This is a genomic window from Halomonas sp. CnH100-B, assembly GCF_024124605.1.
In the GTDB taxonomy this organism is placed as follows: Bacteria; Pseudomonadota; Gammaproteobacteria; order Pseudomonadales; family Halomonadaceae; genus Vreelandella.
Window position 1 is genome coordinate 479,037 of the sequence record NZ_JAMXRX010000003.1, and the last position, 17,820, is coordinate 496,856.

Annotated in this window: 13 protein-coding genes and 1 riboswitch; of the genes, 9 read left to right on the plus strand and 4 right to left on the minus strand. The window is 59.5% G+C overall.

What is annotated here, in order from left to right:
- Positions 1–70: 70 nt before the first annotated feature.
- Positions 71–3,424: a transglutaminase family protein gene (locus NH398_RS08885; protein ID WP_253017936.1), complete on the minus strand. Its 3,354-nt coding sequence runs from the start codon at positions 3,422–3,424 to the stop codon at positions 71–73.
- 434 nt (positions 3,425–3,858) lie between these two features.
- On the opposite strand from NH398_RS08885, the gene NH398_RS08890 reads away from it, so the two are divergent.
- Positions 3,859–5,343 (plus strand): circularly permuted type 2 ATP-grasp protein, encoded by a 1,485-nt coding sequence (locus NH398_RS08890; protein ID WP_159342861.1) that lies wholly within the window; start codon positions 3,859–3,861, stop codon positions 5,341–5,343.
- 4 nt (positions 5,344–5,347) lie between these two features.
- Positions 5,348–6,346 carry an alpha-E domain-containing protein gene (locus NH398_RS08895; protein WP_253017938.1) on the plus strand — a complete coding sequence of 333 codons (999 nt, stop codon included), beginning with the start codon at positions 5,348–5,350 and terminating at the stop codon, positions 6,344–6,346.
- Here the strand turns inward: NH398_RS08895 and NH398_RS08900 are convergent, their stop codons facing one another.
- Entirely contained in the window at positions 6,347–7,408 is a 1,062-nt protein-coding gene (locus tag NH398_RS08900; protein WP_253017940.1) for a putative zinc-binding metallopeptidase, read from the minus strand. It abuts the gene before it with no gap.
- A 221-nt stretch (positions 7,409–7,629) separates the two neighbouring features.
- Here NH398_RS08900 and NH398_RS08905 point away from each other — a divergent pair, with 221 nt between their 5' ends.
- Complete coding sequence (locus NH398_RS08905) at positions 7,630–9,126, plus strand: CoA-acylating methylmalonate-semialdehyde dehydrogenase (protein ID WP_253017942.1); 1,497 nt, start codon at positions 7,630–7,632, stop codon at positions 9,124–9,126.
- Positions 9,127–9,175: 49 nt separating this feature from the next.
- Here the strand turns inward: NH398_RS08905 and NH398_RS08910 are convergent, their stop codons facing one another.
- Positions 9,176–9,865: a hypothetical protein gene (locus NH398_RS08910; RefSeq protein ID WP_159342857.1), complete on the minus strand. Its 690-nt coding sequence runs from the start codon at positions 9,863–9,865 to the stop codon at positions 9,176–9,178.
- A gap of 174 nt (positions 9,866–10,039) precedes the next feature.
- On the opposite strand from NH398_RS08910, the gene NH398_RS08915 reads away from it, so the two are divergent.
- From NH398_RS08915 to NH398_RS08930, 4 genes are all read left to right on the plus strand, one after another.
- Positions 10,040–10,651: a peroxidase-related enzyme gene (locus tag NH398_RS08915; protein WP_253017944.1), complete on the plus strand. Its 612-nt coding sequence runs from the start codon at positions 10,040–10,042 to the stop codon at positions 10,649–10,651.
- 44 nt (positions 10,652–10,695) lie between these two features.
- Positions 10,696–10,799: riboswitch (TPP riboswitch) on the plus strand.
- Entirely contained in the window at positions 10,789–12,168 is a 1,380-nt protein-coding gene (locus NH398_RS08920) for a sodium:solute symporter (protein ID WP_253017946.1), read from the plus strand. (Overlaps the previous riboswitch by 11 nt.)
- A 74-nt stretch (positions 12,169–12,242) precedes the next feature.
- Positions 12,243–13,673: a diguanylate cyclase gene (locus NH398_RS08925; protein ID WP_253017958.1), complete on the plus strand. Its 1,431-nt coding sequence runs from the start codon at positions 12,243–12,245 to the stop codon at positions 13,671–13,673.
- A 17-nt stretch (positions 13,674–13,690) separates the two neighbouring features.
- Positions 13,691–14,659: a magnesium transporter CorA family protein gene (locus tag NH398_RS08930; RefSeq protein WP_253017960.1), complete on the plus strand. Its 969-nt coding sequence runs from the start codon at positions 13,691–13,693 to the stop codon at positions 14,657–14,659.
- Here the strand turns inward: NH398_RS08930 and NH398_RS08935 are convergent.
- Complete coding sequence (locus NH398_RS08935) at positions 14,656–15,834, minus strand: MFS transporter (protein ID WP_253017962.1); 1,179 nt, start codon at positions 15,832–15,834, stop codon at positions 14,656–14,658. The genes NH398_RS08930 and NH398_RS08935 overlap by 4 nt on opposite strands.
- A 164-nt stretch (positions 15,835–15,998) precedes the next feature.
- Between NH398_RS08935 and NH398_RS08940 the strand changes: the two genes are divergently transcribed.
- Both NH398_RS08940 and NH398_RS08945 read left to right on the plus strand, forming a co-directional pair.
- Entirely contained in the window at positions 15,999–16,577 is a 579-nt protein-coding gene (locus tag NH398_RS08940; RefSeq protein WP_253017964.1) for an NnrU family protein, read from the plus strand.
- Between the two features lie 64 nt (positions 16,578–16,641).
- Positions 16,642–17,814, plus strand: coding sequence for a zinc-binding dehydrogenase (locus tag NH398_RS08945; protein WP_253017966.1), 1,173 nt, complete (start codon positions 16,642–16,644; stop codon positions 17,812–17,814).
- Positions 17,815–17,820: the final 6 nt, after the last annotated feature.

Below are 17,820 nucleotides of genomic sequence, written 5' to 3' on the forward strand. Positions count from 1 at the left end.
CCTGTTTGTCCTAAGCGGGTAGGGGGCGGATTATCCTGTAGCTAGCGCGGATAAGAAAGCATTAGCCGTTTCATGAGCGTGGGTTCCAGCGTAGATCTAGCGTGCAGGGCAGCTCCTGGCTCGGCATTTCGGGCGTAGGAACCCGATAGCCATGGGTATGGCCACTGTCGCTGAAACGCCCTAAACGGCGGGCTTCGGCTTCAAACGCATTCACAGGGAAGGTTTCAAAGCTGCGCCCTGTGGGATGTACCACATAGTAAGTGCAGCCTGCTACTGAACGTTGGTTCCAGGTGTCGATGACATCGAACACCAGCGGCGCATGAATCGGAATCTGCGGATGCAGCGCAGAGGGGGGCTGCCAAGCGCGGTAGCGTACCCCAGCCACGGCTTCACCGTTACGTCCGGTGGCGGCCAACGGCACCGGACGGCCGTTGCAGGTAACGACGTAGCGGTCGCCGCTCATGCCGCTCACTTTGACTTCCAAACGCTCCACCGATGAGTCGACGTAGCGTGCGGTGCCGCCTGCGGTCGCCTCTTCGCCCAGTACGTGCCATGGCTCAATGGCTTGGCGAAGCTCGATCGAGAGCATCGGCGTATTCAGACGACCGTGCACCGGGAAGCGGAACTCCAAGAACGGCGCAAACCAAGCCAGCTCGAAATCGAAGCCATGATGGCGCAGGTCGCTGAGCACGTCGTTCAAGTCTTCCCATAAATAGTGGGGCAGCATCCAGCGGTCTTGTAGCGCACTTCCCCAGCGAACCGGTTTGGCACGGTACGGCGTTTTCCAGCAGCGGGCGACCAGCGCGCGAATCAACAACATTTGCATCAGTCCCATCCGCGCGTGGGGAGGCATTTCGAAGCCACGCAGCTCCAGTAGCCCCAGGCGGCCGCTGTCGCTATCCGGCGAATAGAGTTTATCGATACAGAACTCGGCGCGGTGAGTGTTGCCGGTCAGGTCGGTGAGAAGGTGCCGCAGTAGGCGGTCGACCAGCCATGGCTGTACTACCTCGCCCTTGGGCATTTGCTGTAGGGCAATTTCCAGTTCGTAGAGTGCTTCGTGGCGCGCTTCATCGACGCGCGGCGCTTGGCTGGTGGGGCCAATGAACAGCCCAGAAAACAAGTACGACAGGCTCGGATGATGCTGCCAGAAAGTCACTAGGCTGGCCAGCAAGTCGGGACGACGTAAGAACGGCGAATCGTCCGGGGTGACGCCGCCCAAGGTAACGTGATTGCCGCCTCCGGTGCCGGTATGGCGGCCATCCAGCATGAACTTTTCGGTACCCAGGCGTGCTTGACGCGCTTCGTCATAGAGCCGTTCGGTCTGGGCAACCAGCGTCTGCCAGCTGGCGGCGGGCATGATGTTGACTTCGATGACGCCCGGGTCGGGAGTGATCTGGAAACTTTCCAGGCGCGGGTCACGGGGCGGGGCGTAGCCTTCGATCATGACCGGGCAGGCAAGCTCGCGGGCGCACTCTTCGATGCTGCTGAGCAGGTCGAGGTAGTGCTCGAGCTGAGTCAGGGGCGGCAAGAAAATATGCAATCGTCCCTCACGGGGTTCGACACACAGGCTCGTGTGAATAATCGTGTGCTCTCGATCCTCCTCTGCGCTGGGTTGCTGCTGGACCGATTCGCCTTCCGGGTGACGATGGCTTGGATGGATGGTCTGCCCCAAGCGCTCGGCATTTGTGAAGCGGTGCTGTTCGGCGTTACGGCAGGCCACTTCGCCATGGATGTCGCCCAGCGCCGGGCGTGGGGCAAACAGCGACTGCGGCTGGGGCTGGTCTTCTGGGTCGGCCCAGGGCAGGGCAGAGAGCGGCAGGCGCAGCCCCATGGGCGAGTCGCCGGGCACCAGGAAAAGGTGGTCGCGCTTCAACGGCCAGCGACCGCTCTCCCAGCGGTGCGACTGGGCGATAGAGTGGCGTAGCGGCAGCGCATAGCCAACGACCGCGCTGAGATCCTGCTCCAACAGGCGAGCGAGGCGTCGGCGCTCGGCGTCGTCTTTCAAATCAGCTTTGCGTGGGTCCACGTTGACCGGTAGCGTTTGCTCTTTCCATAGGTAGTAGTAGGCATCTTCAAAGGCAGGAATCCAGTGGCGCTCGGCAATACCCAACTGTTTGCTAAGCGCACGGGTAAAGCGCTGCGCCATAGCATCATCGACGGCCACAGAGGGCGCACCCTCCATGCAGGCGAGCCAGGTCGGGTCGCGCCATAGCGGCACGCCATCTTTGCGCCAGTAACAGGCCAATGCCCAGCGGGGAAGCGGCTCGCCGGGGTACCACTTGCCTTGCTGTTGTTGGATGACGCTGCCCGGAGCGTAGGCAGCTTGAAGCCGTGTTAGCAGCGCTTCGGCACGTTCACGCTTATGTTCACCCAATGCTTCAGTGTTCCACTGGGGGCTTTCCATATCATCAATGGAAACAAACGTTGGCTCACCGCCCATGGTGAGGCGAACATCCTGCTCGTTGAGCTCGCGATCCACTTGGTCGCCTAGCTTAAGAATTTTTTCCCACTGTTGGTCGCTGTACGGTTTGGTGACACGCGGGTCTTCATGAATGCGCTCAACGCGCATTTCCACATCAAACTCCACCTCGCACTTATCAGAAAAACCAGTGATGGCCGCAGCGCTGCCGGTGGTGGGGGTGGCGGCTAGCGGGATATGCCCTTCACCGGCAAAGAGGCCAGAGGTGGGATCGAGGCCGACCCAGCCTGCACCAGGTAGGAAGACTTCGGTCCAGGCGTGGAGGTCGGTAAAGTCCACGTCGGTGCCGCTAGGGCCATCGAGCGCTTTGACATCCGGCGTGAGCTGAATCAGGTAGCCCGACACAAACCGCGACGCCAGGCCCAAATGGCGCAGTATCTGCACCAACAGCCAAGCGCTGTCGCGACAAGAGCCGCTCGCCAGGGTCAGCGTCTCTTCGCAGCTTTGTACGCCAGGCTCCATGCGTACCAAGTAGCTGATGTCTTTCTGCAGGCGCTGGTTGAGAGCGACGAGGAAGTCGACGCTAGTGGTCGGCTCGAGAGAGACGTCTTTTAGCCACTCCAGCAGCCGTGGCCCCGCTTCGGTCACTTCCAGGTAGGGGCCAAGCTCTTTGGTGAGCTCGTCGGGGTAGGTGAACGGAATCTTCTGGGCAGCGTCATCCAAAAAGAAGTCGAACGGATTGATCACCGTCATCGGCGCAACGAGCTCGACGGCAATGGTCAGCTCTTTGCGCGGTTCAGGAAATACCACACGAGCATTGAAGTTACCGAACGGATCTTGCTGCCAATTCAGAAAATGATCATCTCCAGAGATAGTCAGCGAATAGGCATCGATATGAGTACGGCAGTGAGGGGCCGGGCGTAACCGGATCACATGAGGTGACAGCTTGACGGGGCGGTCGAAGCGGTAGGTCGTGCGGTGATGCAAGGCAACGCGAATGGTCATGAGCCACCCTCAAAGAAAGCCAAAAGTCACCGCGCGACGCCAGCGTAACGCGACGGTGAAGAAAATAAGTACCCAGAAGTATCGTTGGAGTTGAACCATTTTGCAGCTGCAATATGAACTAAGACGTTTAAAGAGTGTGGAAAATTGTCATCGCCTCATGAGTATTAACTTTCATGCACTGTTTTGGTGCCTTTAATTTAATGGATGACTAAAAAAGAGCAGTATCAGTGCATTTATGCATAACAAGGGAGCCAATAACGTTAGATAGAGAGAACCGCGAGTATCAAACTCGGATTAAGCGTTGAAATAGCGGGGAATATGGTACGAGTTTTGCGTGTTTATATGGTCAAGTTGCTACGTACATTGCACGCGGCAGGCCTACACTACTGAATTAAGGAAGTTGCCGCTTCCACCCTAGCGCCAGGAGAGCGCCCATGAGCCAAGTCGATTGGAATAACTATGCGTGCCGTGATTTTTACGATGAGCTGCTGGCGGCACCGGGCAAACCACGTGCTTCTGCGGATGAGTTATGTAACATGTTGGCGCGCTTCAGCGCTGAAGAGTTGGCCGAACGCAAAACGGCGGCAGAAATTGCCATTCGCACGATGGGTATTACGTTTACCGTTTATTCGGAAGGGGCGATGATCGACCGTGCTTGGCCTTTCGATATCGTTCCCCGCATCATACCCGCCAATGAGTGGCGTAAAACGGAAGCGGGCTTGAAGCAGCGGGTGCAAGCGCTGAACTTGTTTATCGACGATCTGTATCACGAACAGAGCGTCGTTAAAGATAAAGTACTCCCCGCGGAAGTATTGGCTCAGTCGGCCAATTTCCGACCTCAATGTGTAGGCATCAATCCTCCCCATGGCGTTTGGGCACATATTTGCGGGTCTGACTTGGTGCGTGGCGGTGATGGCACGCTCTATGTGTTGGAAGATAACCTGCGCATTCCGTCGGGCGTTTCGTACATGCTGGAAAACCGCAACGTCACCAAACGCGTACTACCGGAGTTGTTCGCGTCGGGCAAGATCTTGCCGGTGGATGACTATGTCGCGCAGCTTTACGACATGCTGGCAGCCATGTCGCCGCGCCCGGGTGATGACCCACAGGTGGTCGTGTTGACACCGGGGATCTATAACTCTGCCTATTTCGAACACGCTTACCTTGCCCAACAAATGGGCGTCGAGCTGGTGCAAGGCAGCGATCTGCTGGTCGATGACGACGACGTGGTTTACATGCGCACGGTAGAGGGCCTGCGCCGTGTCGACGTGATCTATCGCCGGGTGGACGATGAGTTCCTCGATCCAGAGGCGTTCAACCCGCACTCCATGCTGGGCGTGCCGGGGCTGATGCGCGCCTGGCGCGCAGGAAAGGTCGCGCTGGCCAACGCACCTGGGGCAGGGGTTGCCGACGACAAAGTCGTCTACGCCTTCGTCCCTGAGCTGATCCGCTACTACCTGGATCAAGAGCCGTTGCTGCCGAACGTGCCGAGTTATCTATGCATGTTCGAAGAGGATCGCAAGTACGTGCTGGACCATCTGGATGAGCTGGTGGTGAAACCCGCCAACGAGTCCGGCGGCTACGGCATGCTGATCGGCCCACGCTCCACCAAAGAGACGCGCGACGAGTTCGCGCGCTTGATCAACGAAAATCCGCGTAACTACATGGCCCAGCCGACGCTGGCCCTCTCGACCACGCCAACGCTGGCCAACGGCTTGCCTCAGCCTCGCCACGTCGATCTGCGTCCCTTCATTCTCTCCGGCCCGGAAACCCACGTCACCACCGGAGGACTCACTCGCGTGGCGCTGGTCGAGGGTTCGTTGGTGGTCAATTCGTCCCAAGGGGGCGGTAGTAAAGACACCTGGATCGTCGAGACCGACGAGAACGCGGCGGGTGCCGCTGAGCAGAAAGGAGCCTAGCGCCATGCTGTCACGCGTTGCTGAAAACCTCTACTGGATGGCGCGCTACATCGAGCGTGCCGAAGATACCGCGCGGTTACTGAGCGTCAACAGCCATTTGATGCTGGACTTGCCTCGGCATTTGCCACTGGGCTGGGCGCCGCTCATCGAAATGACCGGGACGCTGGAGGCCTTCAATGCCCGCCACTCCAGTTTCGACGAGCGTAGCGTGGTGCACTTTTTGTGTGCCGATGCCCAAAACGGCAGCTCGATTCTCTCGGCGCTGGCGAGCGCCCGGGAGAACTTACGCACCACCCGGGACGTAGTGCCCCGCGAGATTTGGGAAGAGGTCAATCAGCTCTATCTCAACGTCGCGGACCACGCGGAAAACGGCGTGAGCCCTCGACGTCGAGACGCATTTTTGAAAAACGTCATTCGTGGCTGCCAAACGTTGACCGGGTTGATCGAAGGCACCTTGAGCCACGGCCCGGCGCGCACGTTCATCAAACTGGGCCGCCAGCTTGAGCGGGCAGATATGACCACGCGGATCGTCGATGTGCGTTCGGCCAGCCTGCTGCCGCAAAACCCTGAAGAGCTGCTGCCGTTCGAGAACCTGCAGTGGATGAGCGTCTTGAAGTCACTCACCGCGTATCAGATGTATCGTCAACAGGTCAGGCTACGGGTGCGCGGCCCGGACGTGCTGCGTTTTCTGCTGCAAGATCCGCATTTGCCTCGCTCCATTGCCTGTAGTTTGGAAACCTTGGGGCACGAGCTACAGCTACTGCCCCGCCAAGACCGCGTCGCGGCGACGGTGTCGTTGGTACGGGCCGACGTGGTCGATGCGGATATTCAGGCGCTGGCGCACTCGCCGAGCAAGCTGCACGCTTTCGTGGACGAACTGCAAATTGGCTTTGCCGCCATCCACGATACGCTTAGCGCTACCTACTTCGTGAACGGCGACGGCGTTCCTCGGGTCACCCAGCGTCAACCCCAAAGCCACACAGGCGACCATGACAACGATTAACTAGGCCGCTTGAGAGCTGGCGTTCGCCTGTTGAATGAGTTCATGCAGGTACGCCAGCTTCTCACGCACCGCCGGGGCGATGACGCCGGGTGCCAAGTCCAGCAGGCCCATGTCACGATTGAGTTCGTTCACTGCCATGCCCACCTGATGAAACGCCTGAAGCATGCTCTCCAAAGAGCCGTCGTACTCGGCACGTGAGAGGCCCATGTGCAGTGCCGTATCCAGCACGGCCACCATGTCCAGATAGAAGGCAAACGTCTCGGCGAAATCCTCCCACGGATGCATGGCGGCGTAGGCGGAAATGAACCGCGAGGGCCAGTCTGCCGGCGCGCCTTGCTGATAGTACTGCTCCAGGGCTTCGCCATAGGTAGGGTGGTTGTGGTCGCCGAATACGCGAATGCTGGCGGCTTCGTCTTGGTCTTTGACCAGCAGATCCCAGTAGTAGTGGCCGATTTCGTGACGAAAATGGCCGATCAGCGTGCGGTGGGATTCGTTCATGTCGACACGCAGCCGCTCACGCTCTACGTCATCGGCTTCTTTGACGTTGATGGTGATATGGCCGTTGGCGTGGCCGGTGTAGACCTTCTCTTGGTTCGCTGTGGAGCGCCATAGTCCTTGGTCGGGCAGCGCATCGGCCATGAACGAAAAGCTCAGCGGAACGCGGATGTCCTCGCCCTCGACGCCATGGGGAAGCTTGAGCAAATCCAGCGTATAGAAAAGCCGCCGTTTGGCACTCTCCAGCGCTGCCCAACGCTCCCGGTTGCCGTCGACCTCTAAATCGGGAATCACCTCGTTATAGCGGCAGCAGTCGCACAGCGTATCCGCGTGCCCTTCGGCCATCACGACCATCCGATTGCAAACGTTTTCGACGGCATAGTTGTGGCACTTCATCAGCGCCGTACCGCAGCCTTCATGGGTGCAGCGGTAGCCGCCGCTATCCAGCGGTGCTAGTGCCACGATATGACGACAAGCGGGGCACCAGCCTACCTCCGACTCACAGGCCAAGCAGTGAGTGTTCTCGAAAAACAGCGGATTGCCACAGCGGCAGCTAAACGTCTGCATGGATGCCTCCTTGTGATCACCACAGCGCATCTCACGAAGGTGAGTGCTGATACGCAACTGTCTCAGCATAGCGAGGCCCTGACTGAGAGGGAAAGCAAATCGTCGCTCGATGCGGAAATTATCTTTGTCCAGAGGCTAATTGACGTTTACGTTAACTTGCTGATATACCCTAGTAGCGCCTTATTCGATCCCATAACAAACACAACCCGAGGAAACGCATCATGTCTGTTCGTGAAATACCGATGTATATCGATGGCCAGCCGGTCATGTCCCAAAGCCAAGAGTGGCGCGACGTGGTGAACCCAGCGACTCAAGAAGTGGTCGCCCGGGTGCCCTTCTGTACGTCCGACGAGGTCGAGCGCGCCATCGCCAGCGCCAAGACGGCGTTCAAAGAGTGGCGTAAAGTGCCGCTGGGCAAACGCATGCGCATCATGCTCAAACTGCAGGCGCTCATCCGAGACAACACGGCGGAGCTGGCGGCACTGATTACCGAAGAGCATGGTAAAACCCTGCCGGATGCGGAAGGTGAAGTGGGGCGCGGCTTGGAAGTGGTCGAGCATGCGTGCTCCATTACCTCGCTTCAGCTAGGCGAGCTGGCCGAAAATGCCGCCAATGACGTCGATGTATACACCATGCACCAGCCGCTGGGCGTGGGAGCGGGCATTACGGCCTTCAACTTCCCGATCATGCTGCCCTGTTTCATGTTTCCGCTGGCCATTGCCACGGGCAACACCTTCGTGTTGAAGCCCTCCGAGCAGGACCCCAGCTCGACCATGCGGCTCGTGGAGCTGGCGCACGAAGCGGGTATTCCTGCCGGGGTCTTGAACGTGGTCCACGGTGGGCCGGATGTCGCTAACCAAATTGCCGACCATCAGGATATCAAGGCACTGTCGTTCATCGGTTCGACCCATGTGGGGTCACTGCTGTACAACCGCGCTGCCGCCGCTGGCAAGCGCATGCAGGCCATGATGGGCGCAAAAAACCACTGTGTCGTCATGCCGGATGCCAACCGTAGTCAAGCCATCGATAGCCTGCTGGGCTCTGCTTTTGGTGCCGCCGGTCAGCGCTGCATGGCGAACTCGGTGGTCGTGCTGGTGGGAGAGGCGCGCGAGTGGATCAAGGATATCGAAGCCGGTGCGCGCGGTATGACCGTGGGGCCGGGCACTCAGCGTGAAGCGGACCTAGGGCCGCTGGTATCGCCACAGGCCAAGGCCCGCGTCGAGCGCTTGATTAGCGCAGGCGAAGCAGAGGGCGCCACGCTGCTGGTGGATGGTCGCGGCTACACGGTCGACGGCTACCCGGATGGTAACTTCGTCGGACCGACCCTGTTTTCCGATGTGACGGCAGACATGACGATCTATCGCGAAGAAATTTTTGGCCCAGTGCTGTGCGTCGTCAACGTCGAGACGCTGGACGACGCCATCGCGTTCATTAATGCCAACCCGAATGGCAACGGCACCTCGATCTTCACCAACTCGGGCTGGGTAGCACGGCGCTTCGAGACCGACATCGACGTGGGCCAAATCGGTATCAACGTGCCGATTCCAGTGCCGGTGGCTTATTTCAGCTTTACCGGCTCTCGGGCCTCGAAACTGGGTGACTTGGGGCCCAACGGTAAGCAGGCGATTGCCTTCTGGACCCAAACCAAAACGGTCACTGCCCGCTGGTTCGAGCCGGAAAACGTCTCAAGCGGTATCAACAGCACGATTTCGCTATAGCGCGCCCCGGGCGCAGTGAAGCGCCTCCTCGGCCGAGGAGGCGCGCAGCTCAATAACGTTCGAACAGCGGCAGGCTTTCCGAGAGCAGTTGGGCGATGGGACCCAGCTGACTTTCGTGAAGGACTAGCAAATAAGGCGCGTCCTGCTCCTCGCTGATGGGCACCAGCAGCGCAAACTCGCCCTCCTCCAAATGAAACTCATGGATCTCGCGAGGGCCGTGGGGGGTGTCGCACTGGGAGCAGCGGTAGGTGTCATCTTCGCCGTAAACCAAGCGGTGGTACATCTTGAACAGCGTGTAGAGGGCGAGCCCACCTTCGAACGCGGGCCAACGGGCCGGCGTTTCGCGGATGTCGTCGGTCAGTGCGTTGCCATCTGCTTCGGCATCGGCAATGGCATCGGCTAGCGGCTCGGCCAGAATGGCGGTTTGATCTGCGGGCAACGGTGCGTTTTTCTCGGCAGCCGTAGCGAAGCGCGTCACGGCAGCATCGAAATCTGTCAGGCTGTGCAGGGTAAAGTCGGCGTGCTGCAGGTCGGCGGGTTCGAAGCCACCGTTCTCCCAGCCGTGAATCACACGAAGCGTTACCTGACCTCGCTTCATGGGGCGGGCCAGCAGGGTGTGAAGCATGACGCGGATATGCAGCTGACGCTCATCCGTATCGTTTTCGAACGCACGGTAAGGGTCGGCGAACAGTTCATGCAAACGCCCTGGCGTGTGCTCTTTTGCTTCGGAGTATGACATGGTGGTTTCCCTGTTAGTACACCGCTTGGCTAATAGCGTACGGCTCTTATGACATTAAATCATTAAGAGTATGGCGAGCGTTAAGGCGTATTTAAAGACTCTTTAGTTAGCAATTTGTTACGAGTAAACGCCATTCAGCAGTTAGGCGCCACGTTACAAAAAACAGGAGTGCGTATGTCTGTCTCGATAAGTCGATTTACACTTCCTGAGACGCTAGAAGAAGTTCCCGAGGATATCCGGGAAGCCATGTTAGCGGTGCAGGAAAAAGCGGGCTTCGTACCCAACGTGTTTCTCATGCTCGCGCATCGTCCCCAGGAGTTCCGTGCTTTTTTTGCCTATCACGATGCGTTGATGGAGCGGGCGTCCGATACGCTGACGAAAGCGGAAAAAGAGATGATCGTCGTGGCCACCAGTGCCCGTAATCGCTGTTTGTACTGCGTTGTCGCCCATGGCGCACTGGTGCGTATTTATAGTAAAGACCCTTTGCTGGCGGACAATATCGCCATTAACCATCGCGTGGCGGGACTCAGCGAGCGTCATCGGTTGATGCTCGATTTTGCGCTGCATAGCGCCATCGAACTGGGGGAATTTTCAACCGAGTGGCAAATGCGCCTGGAAACCGTTGGGTTTACCCTGGACGACTGTTGGGACATTGGTGCCATTGCGGCCTTTTTCGGCATGTCCAACCGCTTGGTGACGCTGGCGGGAACGCCGCCCAACGCCGAGTTCTATACGATAGGGCGCGTCCCCAAACAGCCGGAGGAGAGTGCTCGGCAGACCACCTGAGACTTTACTAATGCGCTAGTTTGATTGAGGATGTCGCCTCCATTCACTGTCGCCAGGGGAGCCCCATCGGGGCTGAGAATGCGCGTAACGCAGACCCTGGAACCTGATCCGGTTCGTACCGGCGGAGGAAGCGCGACATGCCTTACCTAACGTCTCTCGTATTAGGCGCAGCGTTGTGCTGCTTTGCTTTTTTGGGCCTTCGGGCCCGCTTTGGTGGCGGTTCGTTGGATGACTATGTCACCGCCCGCAATTCTCAAACCGCGTCTACCTTGGGGCTCTCCTTTTTGGCCTCGGGTATGGGGGCGTGGATTCTGTTTGCGCCCCCGGAAATTGGCGCGTTCGTGGGCCCCGTAGCGCTGCTGGGCTATGCGCTTGGCTCGGCGCTGCCGTTCATCGTGCTGGGCCTTTATGGCCCCAAAATACGCCAAGCGCTGCCGGAAGGGCGCAGCATCGCCGAGTTTGCCGATACGTGCTACGGCACGGGCGTGCGCCGCTTCGTCGCGCTCGTTTCCGTGGCTTACATGGGCTGCTTCCTGGCTGCTGAACTCACCGCCATCGGGGCGATTACCGCGCTACTCTCCGACGTGCCTCCTGCCGTGGTCATCATCGGAGTGGCGCTCACCACGCTGGTCTACACCGTGATGGGAGGGCTTCGGGCAAGTCTCGCCACCGACCGCTGGCAAGCGTGGCTGCTTTTGGCGCTGCTGCTCGCCGTCGCCAGCGTAACGCTCTGGCGACTACCCAATATGCCGAGTGACGCACAACTCCCGTCGCTCCCCATCGGCAGCTCGCTCAGCGTCGCGTTGACGCTGGTGATCGCCGTGACGGCAGCGAACTTGTTTCACCAAGGCTATTGGCAGCGGGTGTGGGCGGCCCAAGACGACGCGAGCCTGGGGCGCGGTGCCTGGCTGGGCGGCGGCCTGACCGTTCTGGTCGTCATGGTGATCGGTGGTGTTGGCATCATGGCAGCGATGAGCGGGGTCAGCCTCGGCGAGCCGCCCATGCCGTTTTTTGCGCTGCTTAGCGATGCCCCGGTATGGATCACGCTGCCATCCCTGGTCCTGGCCGTCACGCTGGTCACCTCGAGCGTCGACACTTTACAAAACGGTATTGCGTCACTGTGGGCCAGCGGCCACCGGCCCGAGGCCCTTAACAAAGCGCGCTGGCTCACCGTGGCCATCATGCTGCCCGTGATCGTGATTGCTTTACAGGGGCTGTCGGTGCTGCGGCTGTTTTTGATTGCCGACCTGCTGTGTGCAGCGATCGTGGTGCCGGTGCTGCTGGGCTTGTGGCAACGAATGACACCGACGGCTGCGATCAGCGGTGGGCTAGCGGGGCTAGTAGGCGCCGTGCTGCCTGGCTGGCTGAGTCAAGGTAGCGTCAGCGCGGGAGTATTGGCCGCGACGTTCCCCGGCAGTGTACCGACACTGGGGCCGTTTGTGGGGGCGCTGCTGCTCTCCACGGTGTTGAGCGTTGTGTGGGCCGGGTTGACCCCGCGGCGTATCGCCGTGCGTTAAGTGGGGCGTTGAGCAGAAAATTCCGTTTCACGGTATGCTGTTAGGGGACTGATGACCACTTAGGTGTGATCGCCATGAGCCACCTGTTACCCCCTAACGAAACCGCCCGTTTGGCTGCGCTTAACGAGCTGGCCCTGCTGGATACGCCGAACGAGCCCGTTTTCGATCGCATCACGCGGTTGGTCACCGTGCTGCTCGGCGTTCCTAAGTCCACCATCAGCTTGATCGATACCGACCGTCAGTGGTTCAAGTCGCAAGTAGGCATGGAGTTCTCCGAGAGCCCCCGGGACATGGCGTTTTGCGCCTATACCGTGCTGGAGGACGAACCGCTGGTGGTCGAAGACGCTCAGAGTGACGAGCGCTTCGCTACCAATCCCATCGTGACGAAACCCGGCGGCATCCGTTTTTATGCCGGGATACCGTTGCGCAACTCCCATGGTCTAGTGCTTGGATCGCTGTGTGCGATGGATACGCAGCCGCGCCAGTTGACTCCTCAGGAACAAGCTGCGATGCAGGATTTGGCCGATATCGTGATCGGCGAAATTCATCTGCGCGAGCGGCTCATCAACGAGCAGAAAATTCGCGCCGCCACTCAGCAGTCGCTCACGGCGCTTCATCAAAGTCTTGAACAGCGTATTGAGCAGCGCACGCGTGAGCTCAATTTGGTGATCGAGTCTGCCTACGACGCCTATCTGTGCATCGATGCGCAGGGGCGCGTGTTGGACTGGAACCGGGCCGCCGAAAGCATGTTCGGCTGGAGCCGCAAAGACGCGTTGACGCGCCCACTCACCTCGCTCATGTTCCCGCAGGGGCTGACCTGTGACGACGCCGCGATGCCCTTGACCTGCGACGCCATACGACGAGACGGGGTTCGCTTGCCGGTCGAGGTGCGGCTAAAGAGCTTTGAAGTGAATGGCCGCCCGCGCCGCAGCGTCTTCATCCACGACATTACCGAACGCCAGCAGCTCGAGCGTCTGCGTGACCAGCAGGCCCGAGAGGACGTACTGACGCGCTTGCCCAATCGTCGCGCCCTGGATGAGCGGCTTCCCGAAGCGATGGCGCGGGTACGTCGTACCCTGGCGCCGCTTGTCGTGCTGTTTCTGGACCTCGACGGGTTCAAGCGCATCAACGACCAGCACGGCCACGGCATGGGCGATGAGCTGCTCCGTGAGGTCGCGCAGCGCCTTCAGAACGCCGTCCGCGAGACGGACTTCATTGCCCGTTGGGCGGGGGATGAGTTCGTTGTACTGCTCGAAGGGGTGACTACCGAGGCTCTTGCACCGTTGGCAAACAAGCTGATTCAGGTGATCGAAGAGCCGCTACACGTGGGGAGTGCCACGCTGCGAGTGAGCACCAGCATTGGCGTGGCGCTGTTCGTGCCCAACGCGGCTGAGACGCCACAGGAGCTGCTGAAACGTGCCGACGACGCCATGTATAACGCCAAACGCGCAGGTAAAGCGCGTGTCGCGTTGGCGCGTCCGGCGGATACCCCCAACCCTCTTTAACGAACCCAGGGACGCGTATGATTCGTTGTTTATTAACCACCCCAGAAGGCGATGTGCGTGAGGGCGATTTGAGCCTGATGGACGAGTGGAAACGCATGCCCACGGCACATCTGTGGGTCGATATGAAAGGCGAGAGCGAAGCGCAGGAGCGTGACGTGCTAGAGCGTTTCGATTGCCACCCCATGGCGATCCAAGATGCTCATAAAGAGCGCCACCCCCCAAAGATCGAAGAGTTCGACAATCACACGCTGATCATCTATCGCGGTATTTCGTCGTTCGATGCCCAGCTCAATTTCGTGCCCCAGCAGGTCTGTTTCTTTGTTGGCGAGCGTTTTCTGGTCACGCTGCACCCCGGCGAGGCGCTCAGTATCGAGCGTTTATTCAATGAGCACGGCAAAGCCCTGCTGGCCCAATCGCCCGAGCAGGTCGCGTTAAGAGTGATGTATACCTCTGCGGGCTTTTACATCGACAGCTTGCTGGAGTTCGAGACGGAGTTGAGCGATCTCGAAGATGAGCTGCTGGAGAACGGCAACGATGTGTTGATGCGTAAAATCACCACTTACCGTTCTCGTCTGGTCAAAATGCGCCGCATCTTCAGCTACCACAAAGGCATCACACAAGAGCTGACGGCGTATGATTACGCGCATTTACCCCGAGGCGAAAGCGAAACGCTGCATGCCATTACCGATGTCGAAGAGCGTTTCGAGCGACTCTATACGCTGACGCAGATGTACTACGACATTTGTGGTGATTTGGTCGATGGCTATATCTCCATTTCGTCTCACCAGCTGAACATCACCATGCGCGTATTGACGGTGATTACCGCTATTTTCGTTCCGTTGACGTTTATCGCCGGTATTTACGGCATGAATTTCGAGTACATGCCTGAGCTGAGCTATCAGTACGGCTACTTTTTCGTTTGGGGCGCCATGCTCGGAATTGGTGGGATTCTCATTTGGCTGTTCAAACGGAAAGACTGGTTTTAAAGCCCTTGCCGAGCCGTCAACTGCCGCAGACGGTACGCCAGCAGCATCAGCCCCAGTGCAATCAGTAGCCAGAGCGTGGCCAGTAGAATGGGAAACGCCTGGGCCCCCGCCATATCCAACAGTGGGCCGGTCAGTGACGGGATGACCAGCGCACCGCTGCCCGCAGCGGTGAAGATGGCGCCGGTGGTGCGTCCTCGCATGACGATCGACTGGTTGCACAGCGCAAACAGCGTGGGGAAGAAAGCCGAGGCGGATAGGCCAAACAGCAGCGCGCCGACGCTAAGCGGCAGCGCGTTGGCGTGCAGCCCTGCCGCCGCGCTCAACCCCAGCGCCAAGCAGCCGGCAAGCACCTGCCAAGGTGAGCAAACGCGCAGCAGCGGAATCGCCAGAAGACGCCCTGCCGATAGTGCCAGCCAAAACAGCGTTGCCAGCAGCGCCGCCTGCTCGGTGCTCAACCCGGAGAGCGTGCCATACGCGGTAACCCAACCGGCGAACGTAATCTCGATGCCCACATAAACGGAAAACAGCAGCATGAATAGCCCCAGCAGCAGCGGGTCGCGGTGCTTGAGGGCGGCCGCGGTGTCGGGATGAGGGTCGACGGCGGGCATGGACGGGCTGACGAAGCGGGACAGCGGCCACAACATGACCGCCACGCTAGCCGCAACGATCCAAAACGTGAGGTGGAACTGCCCGGTGAGCGATAGCGCGGCAATCATGATCAACGGCGTCAGCATGTTGCCGAAACTAAAGCAGAAGTGCAGGGCGCTCACGTTGGGGCCTGCCGCATCTCGATGCAGCCATAGCAGCAGCGTGTTGCCTCCCGCGTTGAGCGATACCTCCGCAAACCCCAGCAGCATGAATAGAAGCGTCAACAGCAGCAAAAGCGGGCTAAGCGGAGCCACGGCTAGCCCAGCCACCGCCAGCATGCCCATCATCACCAGCACGCGGTGGCCGTTGAAGCGGTCCATGAGCAGCCCGGTGACCATCGCGCCGCTCATGTTGCCCACGGCGCGTGCGGTAAACAGCACGGCGATCTGGCTCATGGAGGCACCGCTGACCTCGGCCAGGTGTGGCAGGGCCGGGCCAAGCAGGCCGCCGGTCATGCCAATGGCAATGAACAGCCCAAAATAGGTCCAGGTGAGACGGCGATGGTACGTCGAGGGGAAGTGAAGCATACCGATCCTTGGCGAGGGCAGAGGCACAGTCAGTCGTCTAGCTTGACGGGTTTTGCTCTCCATCACTATTGGCGAAAAGTTGACGCCGCGCCATGTGGTTTGCCAAGGAGTGTGGCATGCTCCCACTCGACCAACGACTTGCAACTCACCGGAGAGTGACCACCATGACCCTCATGATCTTAGGCCTGCTGATCTTTTTAGGCGGGCACTCGGTACGTATCTTTGCGGAATCCTGGCGACAGCAGCAGATCGCTAACCGTGGCCAGAGCACGTGGAAGCTGGCTTACTCCGTGGTGGCCCTCATTGGCCTTGCCATCGCCATATATGGCTACGGTCAAACGCGCCTCGACCCTATCTACCTATGGTTTCCGCCGATGGGCTTACGCCATGCAGTAGCGCTACTGATGCTGCCCGCCTTTATCATGCTGGTGGCGGCGTATGTGCCGGGCAATGCGATCAAAGCCAAACTGGGCCATCCGATGATGCTGGCCGTCAAGATTTGGGCGTTTTCGCACCTGCTTGTGAATGGCCGACTGGGCGATGTGCTCTTCTTTGCAGCGTTTCTCGTCTGGGCAATCTTGGCGTTTAAAGCCGCGAAACAGCGTAGCCGTCAACAGCCCGCTGCACCGCAATCAACTTCGCTGGCGGCGACGCTGGCCACGGTGGCGATCGGCGTAGTGGCGTATGCCCTGTTTGCCTTCTATCTACACCCGGTGATCATCGGTGTGCCGGTCTTCGGCTAGTCCCTTGAACCTCGCCCGGCGTTTGTTATTGTCGCGGCATATGCACTGAATAAGGAGCCTACCCATGGCCCACACCGATAACAGCGCGGCGATACCGGCCACGATGTCAGCGATGCTCTTAACCGGCCACGGTGATGTGGACGCGCTGCAGTACCGCCAAGACGTGCCCACGCCACAACCCGGCCCCGGCCAGGTGTTGGTGCAGGTCACGGCCACGGCGAAAAACAACACCGACCGCAAAGCACGCGAAGGGCTATACCCCACCAAAGGGAAAGAGGACGTCACCTCGTTTGCCATGGGCGGCTCCCCAACGCTGACGTTCCCCCGCATACAGGGGGCCGACGTGGCTGGGCGGATCGTCGCCGTGGGGGAGGGCGTTGACGCCCAGCGCATCGGCGAGCGCGGTCTGCTGGATTTCAACCTATACGCCGATGAGCGTCGCGACATCAACCTGACGCCGGACTACTACGGCCACGGTGCCGATGGCGGCTACGCCGAGTACGTGGCGGTGCCTGCCGATCAGTTTCACCACGTGGCCAACCCCGAATTGCACGATGCGGAGCTGGCGGCCATGGGCATGTGCTCCTATCAAACGGCCTATCACATGATGACCGCCGCCAACGTTCAAGCGGGCGAGCGCGTACTGGTCAGCGGTGCCAGCGGAGGGGTCGGCACGGCATTGATTCAACTCTGCCGCATCGTCGGCGCGATTCCCTACGCCGTCAGTCAGCTTGATAAAGCCGACGCGCTGCGCGCGCTGGGCGCAGAAGCGGTGATCGATCGCGGTGACTTACCGACGTTTGTCGAGCGTGTGTTGGCGGAAACCAAGGGGCAAGCCATCGATGCCGTGATGGATCTCGTTGGCGGTGAGATGACCGACCTGTTCATCGATACCATGATTGGCGACATGCAGCGCCGCACCACGTATCCTCGGCTTTCCATTGCCGGTGCCAGCGGTGGCAATCTTAGCGAAATCATGTGGACCCGCATTTACCTGTATCAGGTGCAGATATTCGGGGTCTCCCACGGCACTCGCGAGGAGGCAGAGCAGCTAATCGCCTGGATTCGTAGCGGTGAGTTGAAGCCGGTGCTGCACGGCGCGTTCAAACTCTCGGCATTACATCAGGCCGAGCGCTATTTCGTGAACCGGGGCAGCAACTACCTGGGGAAAATCGTTATTGTCCCCGATGCTCAGTGGGACACCCACGGTGCACCGTTTGCCATTACCACTGCCTAGGAGCCG

Bases quoted from the DNA above. Each gene is read 5' to 3' on its own strand.
- NH398_RS08885 (WP_253017936.1), bottom strand. From the start codon at position 3,424: ATGACCATTCGCGTTGCCTTGCATCACCGCACGACCTACCGCTTCGAC.
- NH398_RS08890 (WP_159342861.1), top strand. From the start codon at position 3,859: ATGAGCCAAGTCGATTGGAATAACTATGCGTGCCGTGATTTTTACGAT.
- NH398_RS08895 (WP_253017938.1), top strand. From the start codon at position 5,348: ATGCTGTCACGCGTTGCTGAAAACCTCTACTGGATGGCGCGCTACATC.
- NH398_RS08900 (WP_253017940.1), bottom strand. From the start codon at position 7,408: ATGCAGACGTTTAGCTGCCGCTGTGGCAATCCGCTGTTTTTCGAGAAC.
- NH398_RS08905 (WP_253017942.1), top strand. From the start codon at position 7,630: ATGTCTGTTCGTGAAATACCGATGTATATCGATGGCCAGCCGGTCATG.
- NH398_RS08910 (WP_159342857.1), bottom strand. From the start codon at position 9,865: ATGTCATACTCCGAAGCAAAAGAGCACACGCCAGGGCGTTTGCATGAA.
- NH398_RS08915 (WP_253017944.1), top strand. From the start codon at position 10,040: ATGTCTGTCTCGATAAGTCGATTTACACTTCCTGAGACGCTAGAAGAA.
- NH398_RS08920 (WP_253017946.1), top strand. From the start codon at position 10,789: ATGCCTTACCTAACGTCTCTCGTATTAGGCGCAGCGTTGTGCTGCTTT.
- NH398_RS08925 (WP_253017958.1), top strand. From the start codon at position 12,243: ATGAGCCACCTGTTACCCCCTAACGAAACCGCCCGTTTGGCTGCGCTT.
- NH398_RS08930 (WP_253017960.1), top strand. From the start codon at position 13,691: ATGATTCGTTGTTTATTAACCACCCCAGAAGGCGATGTGCGTGAGGGC.
- NH398_RS08935 (WP_253017962.1), bottom strand. From the start codon at position 15,834: ATGCTTCACTTCCCCTCGACGTACCATCGCCGTCTCACCTGGACCTAT.
- NH398_RS08940 (WP_253017964.1), top strand. From the start codon at position 15,999: ATGACCCTCATGATCTTAGGCCTGCTGATCTTTTTAGGCGGGCACTCG.
- NH398_RS08945 (WP_253017966.1), top strand. From the start codon at position 16,642: ATGGCCCACACCGATAACAGCGCGGCGATACCGGCCACGATGTCAGCG.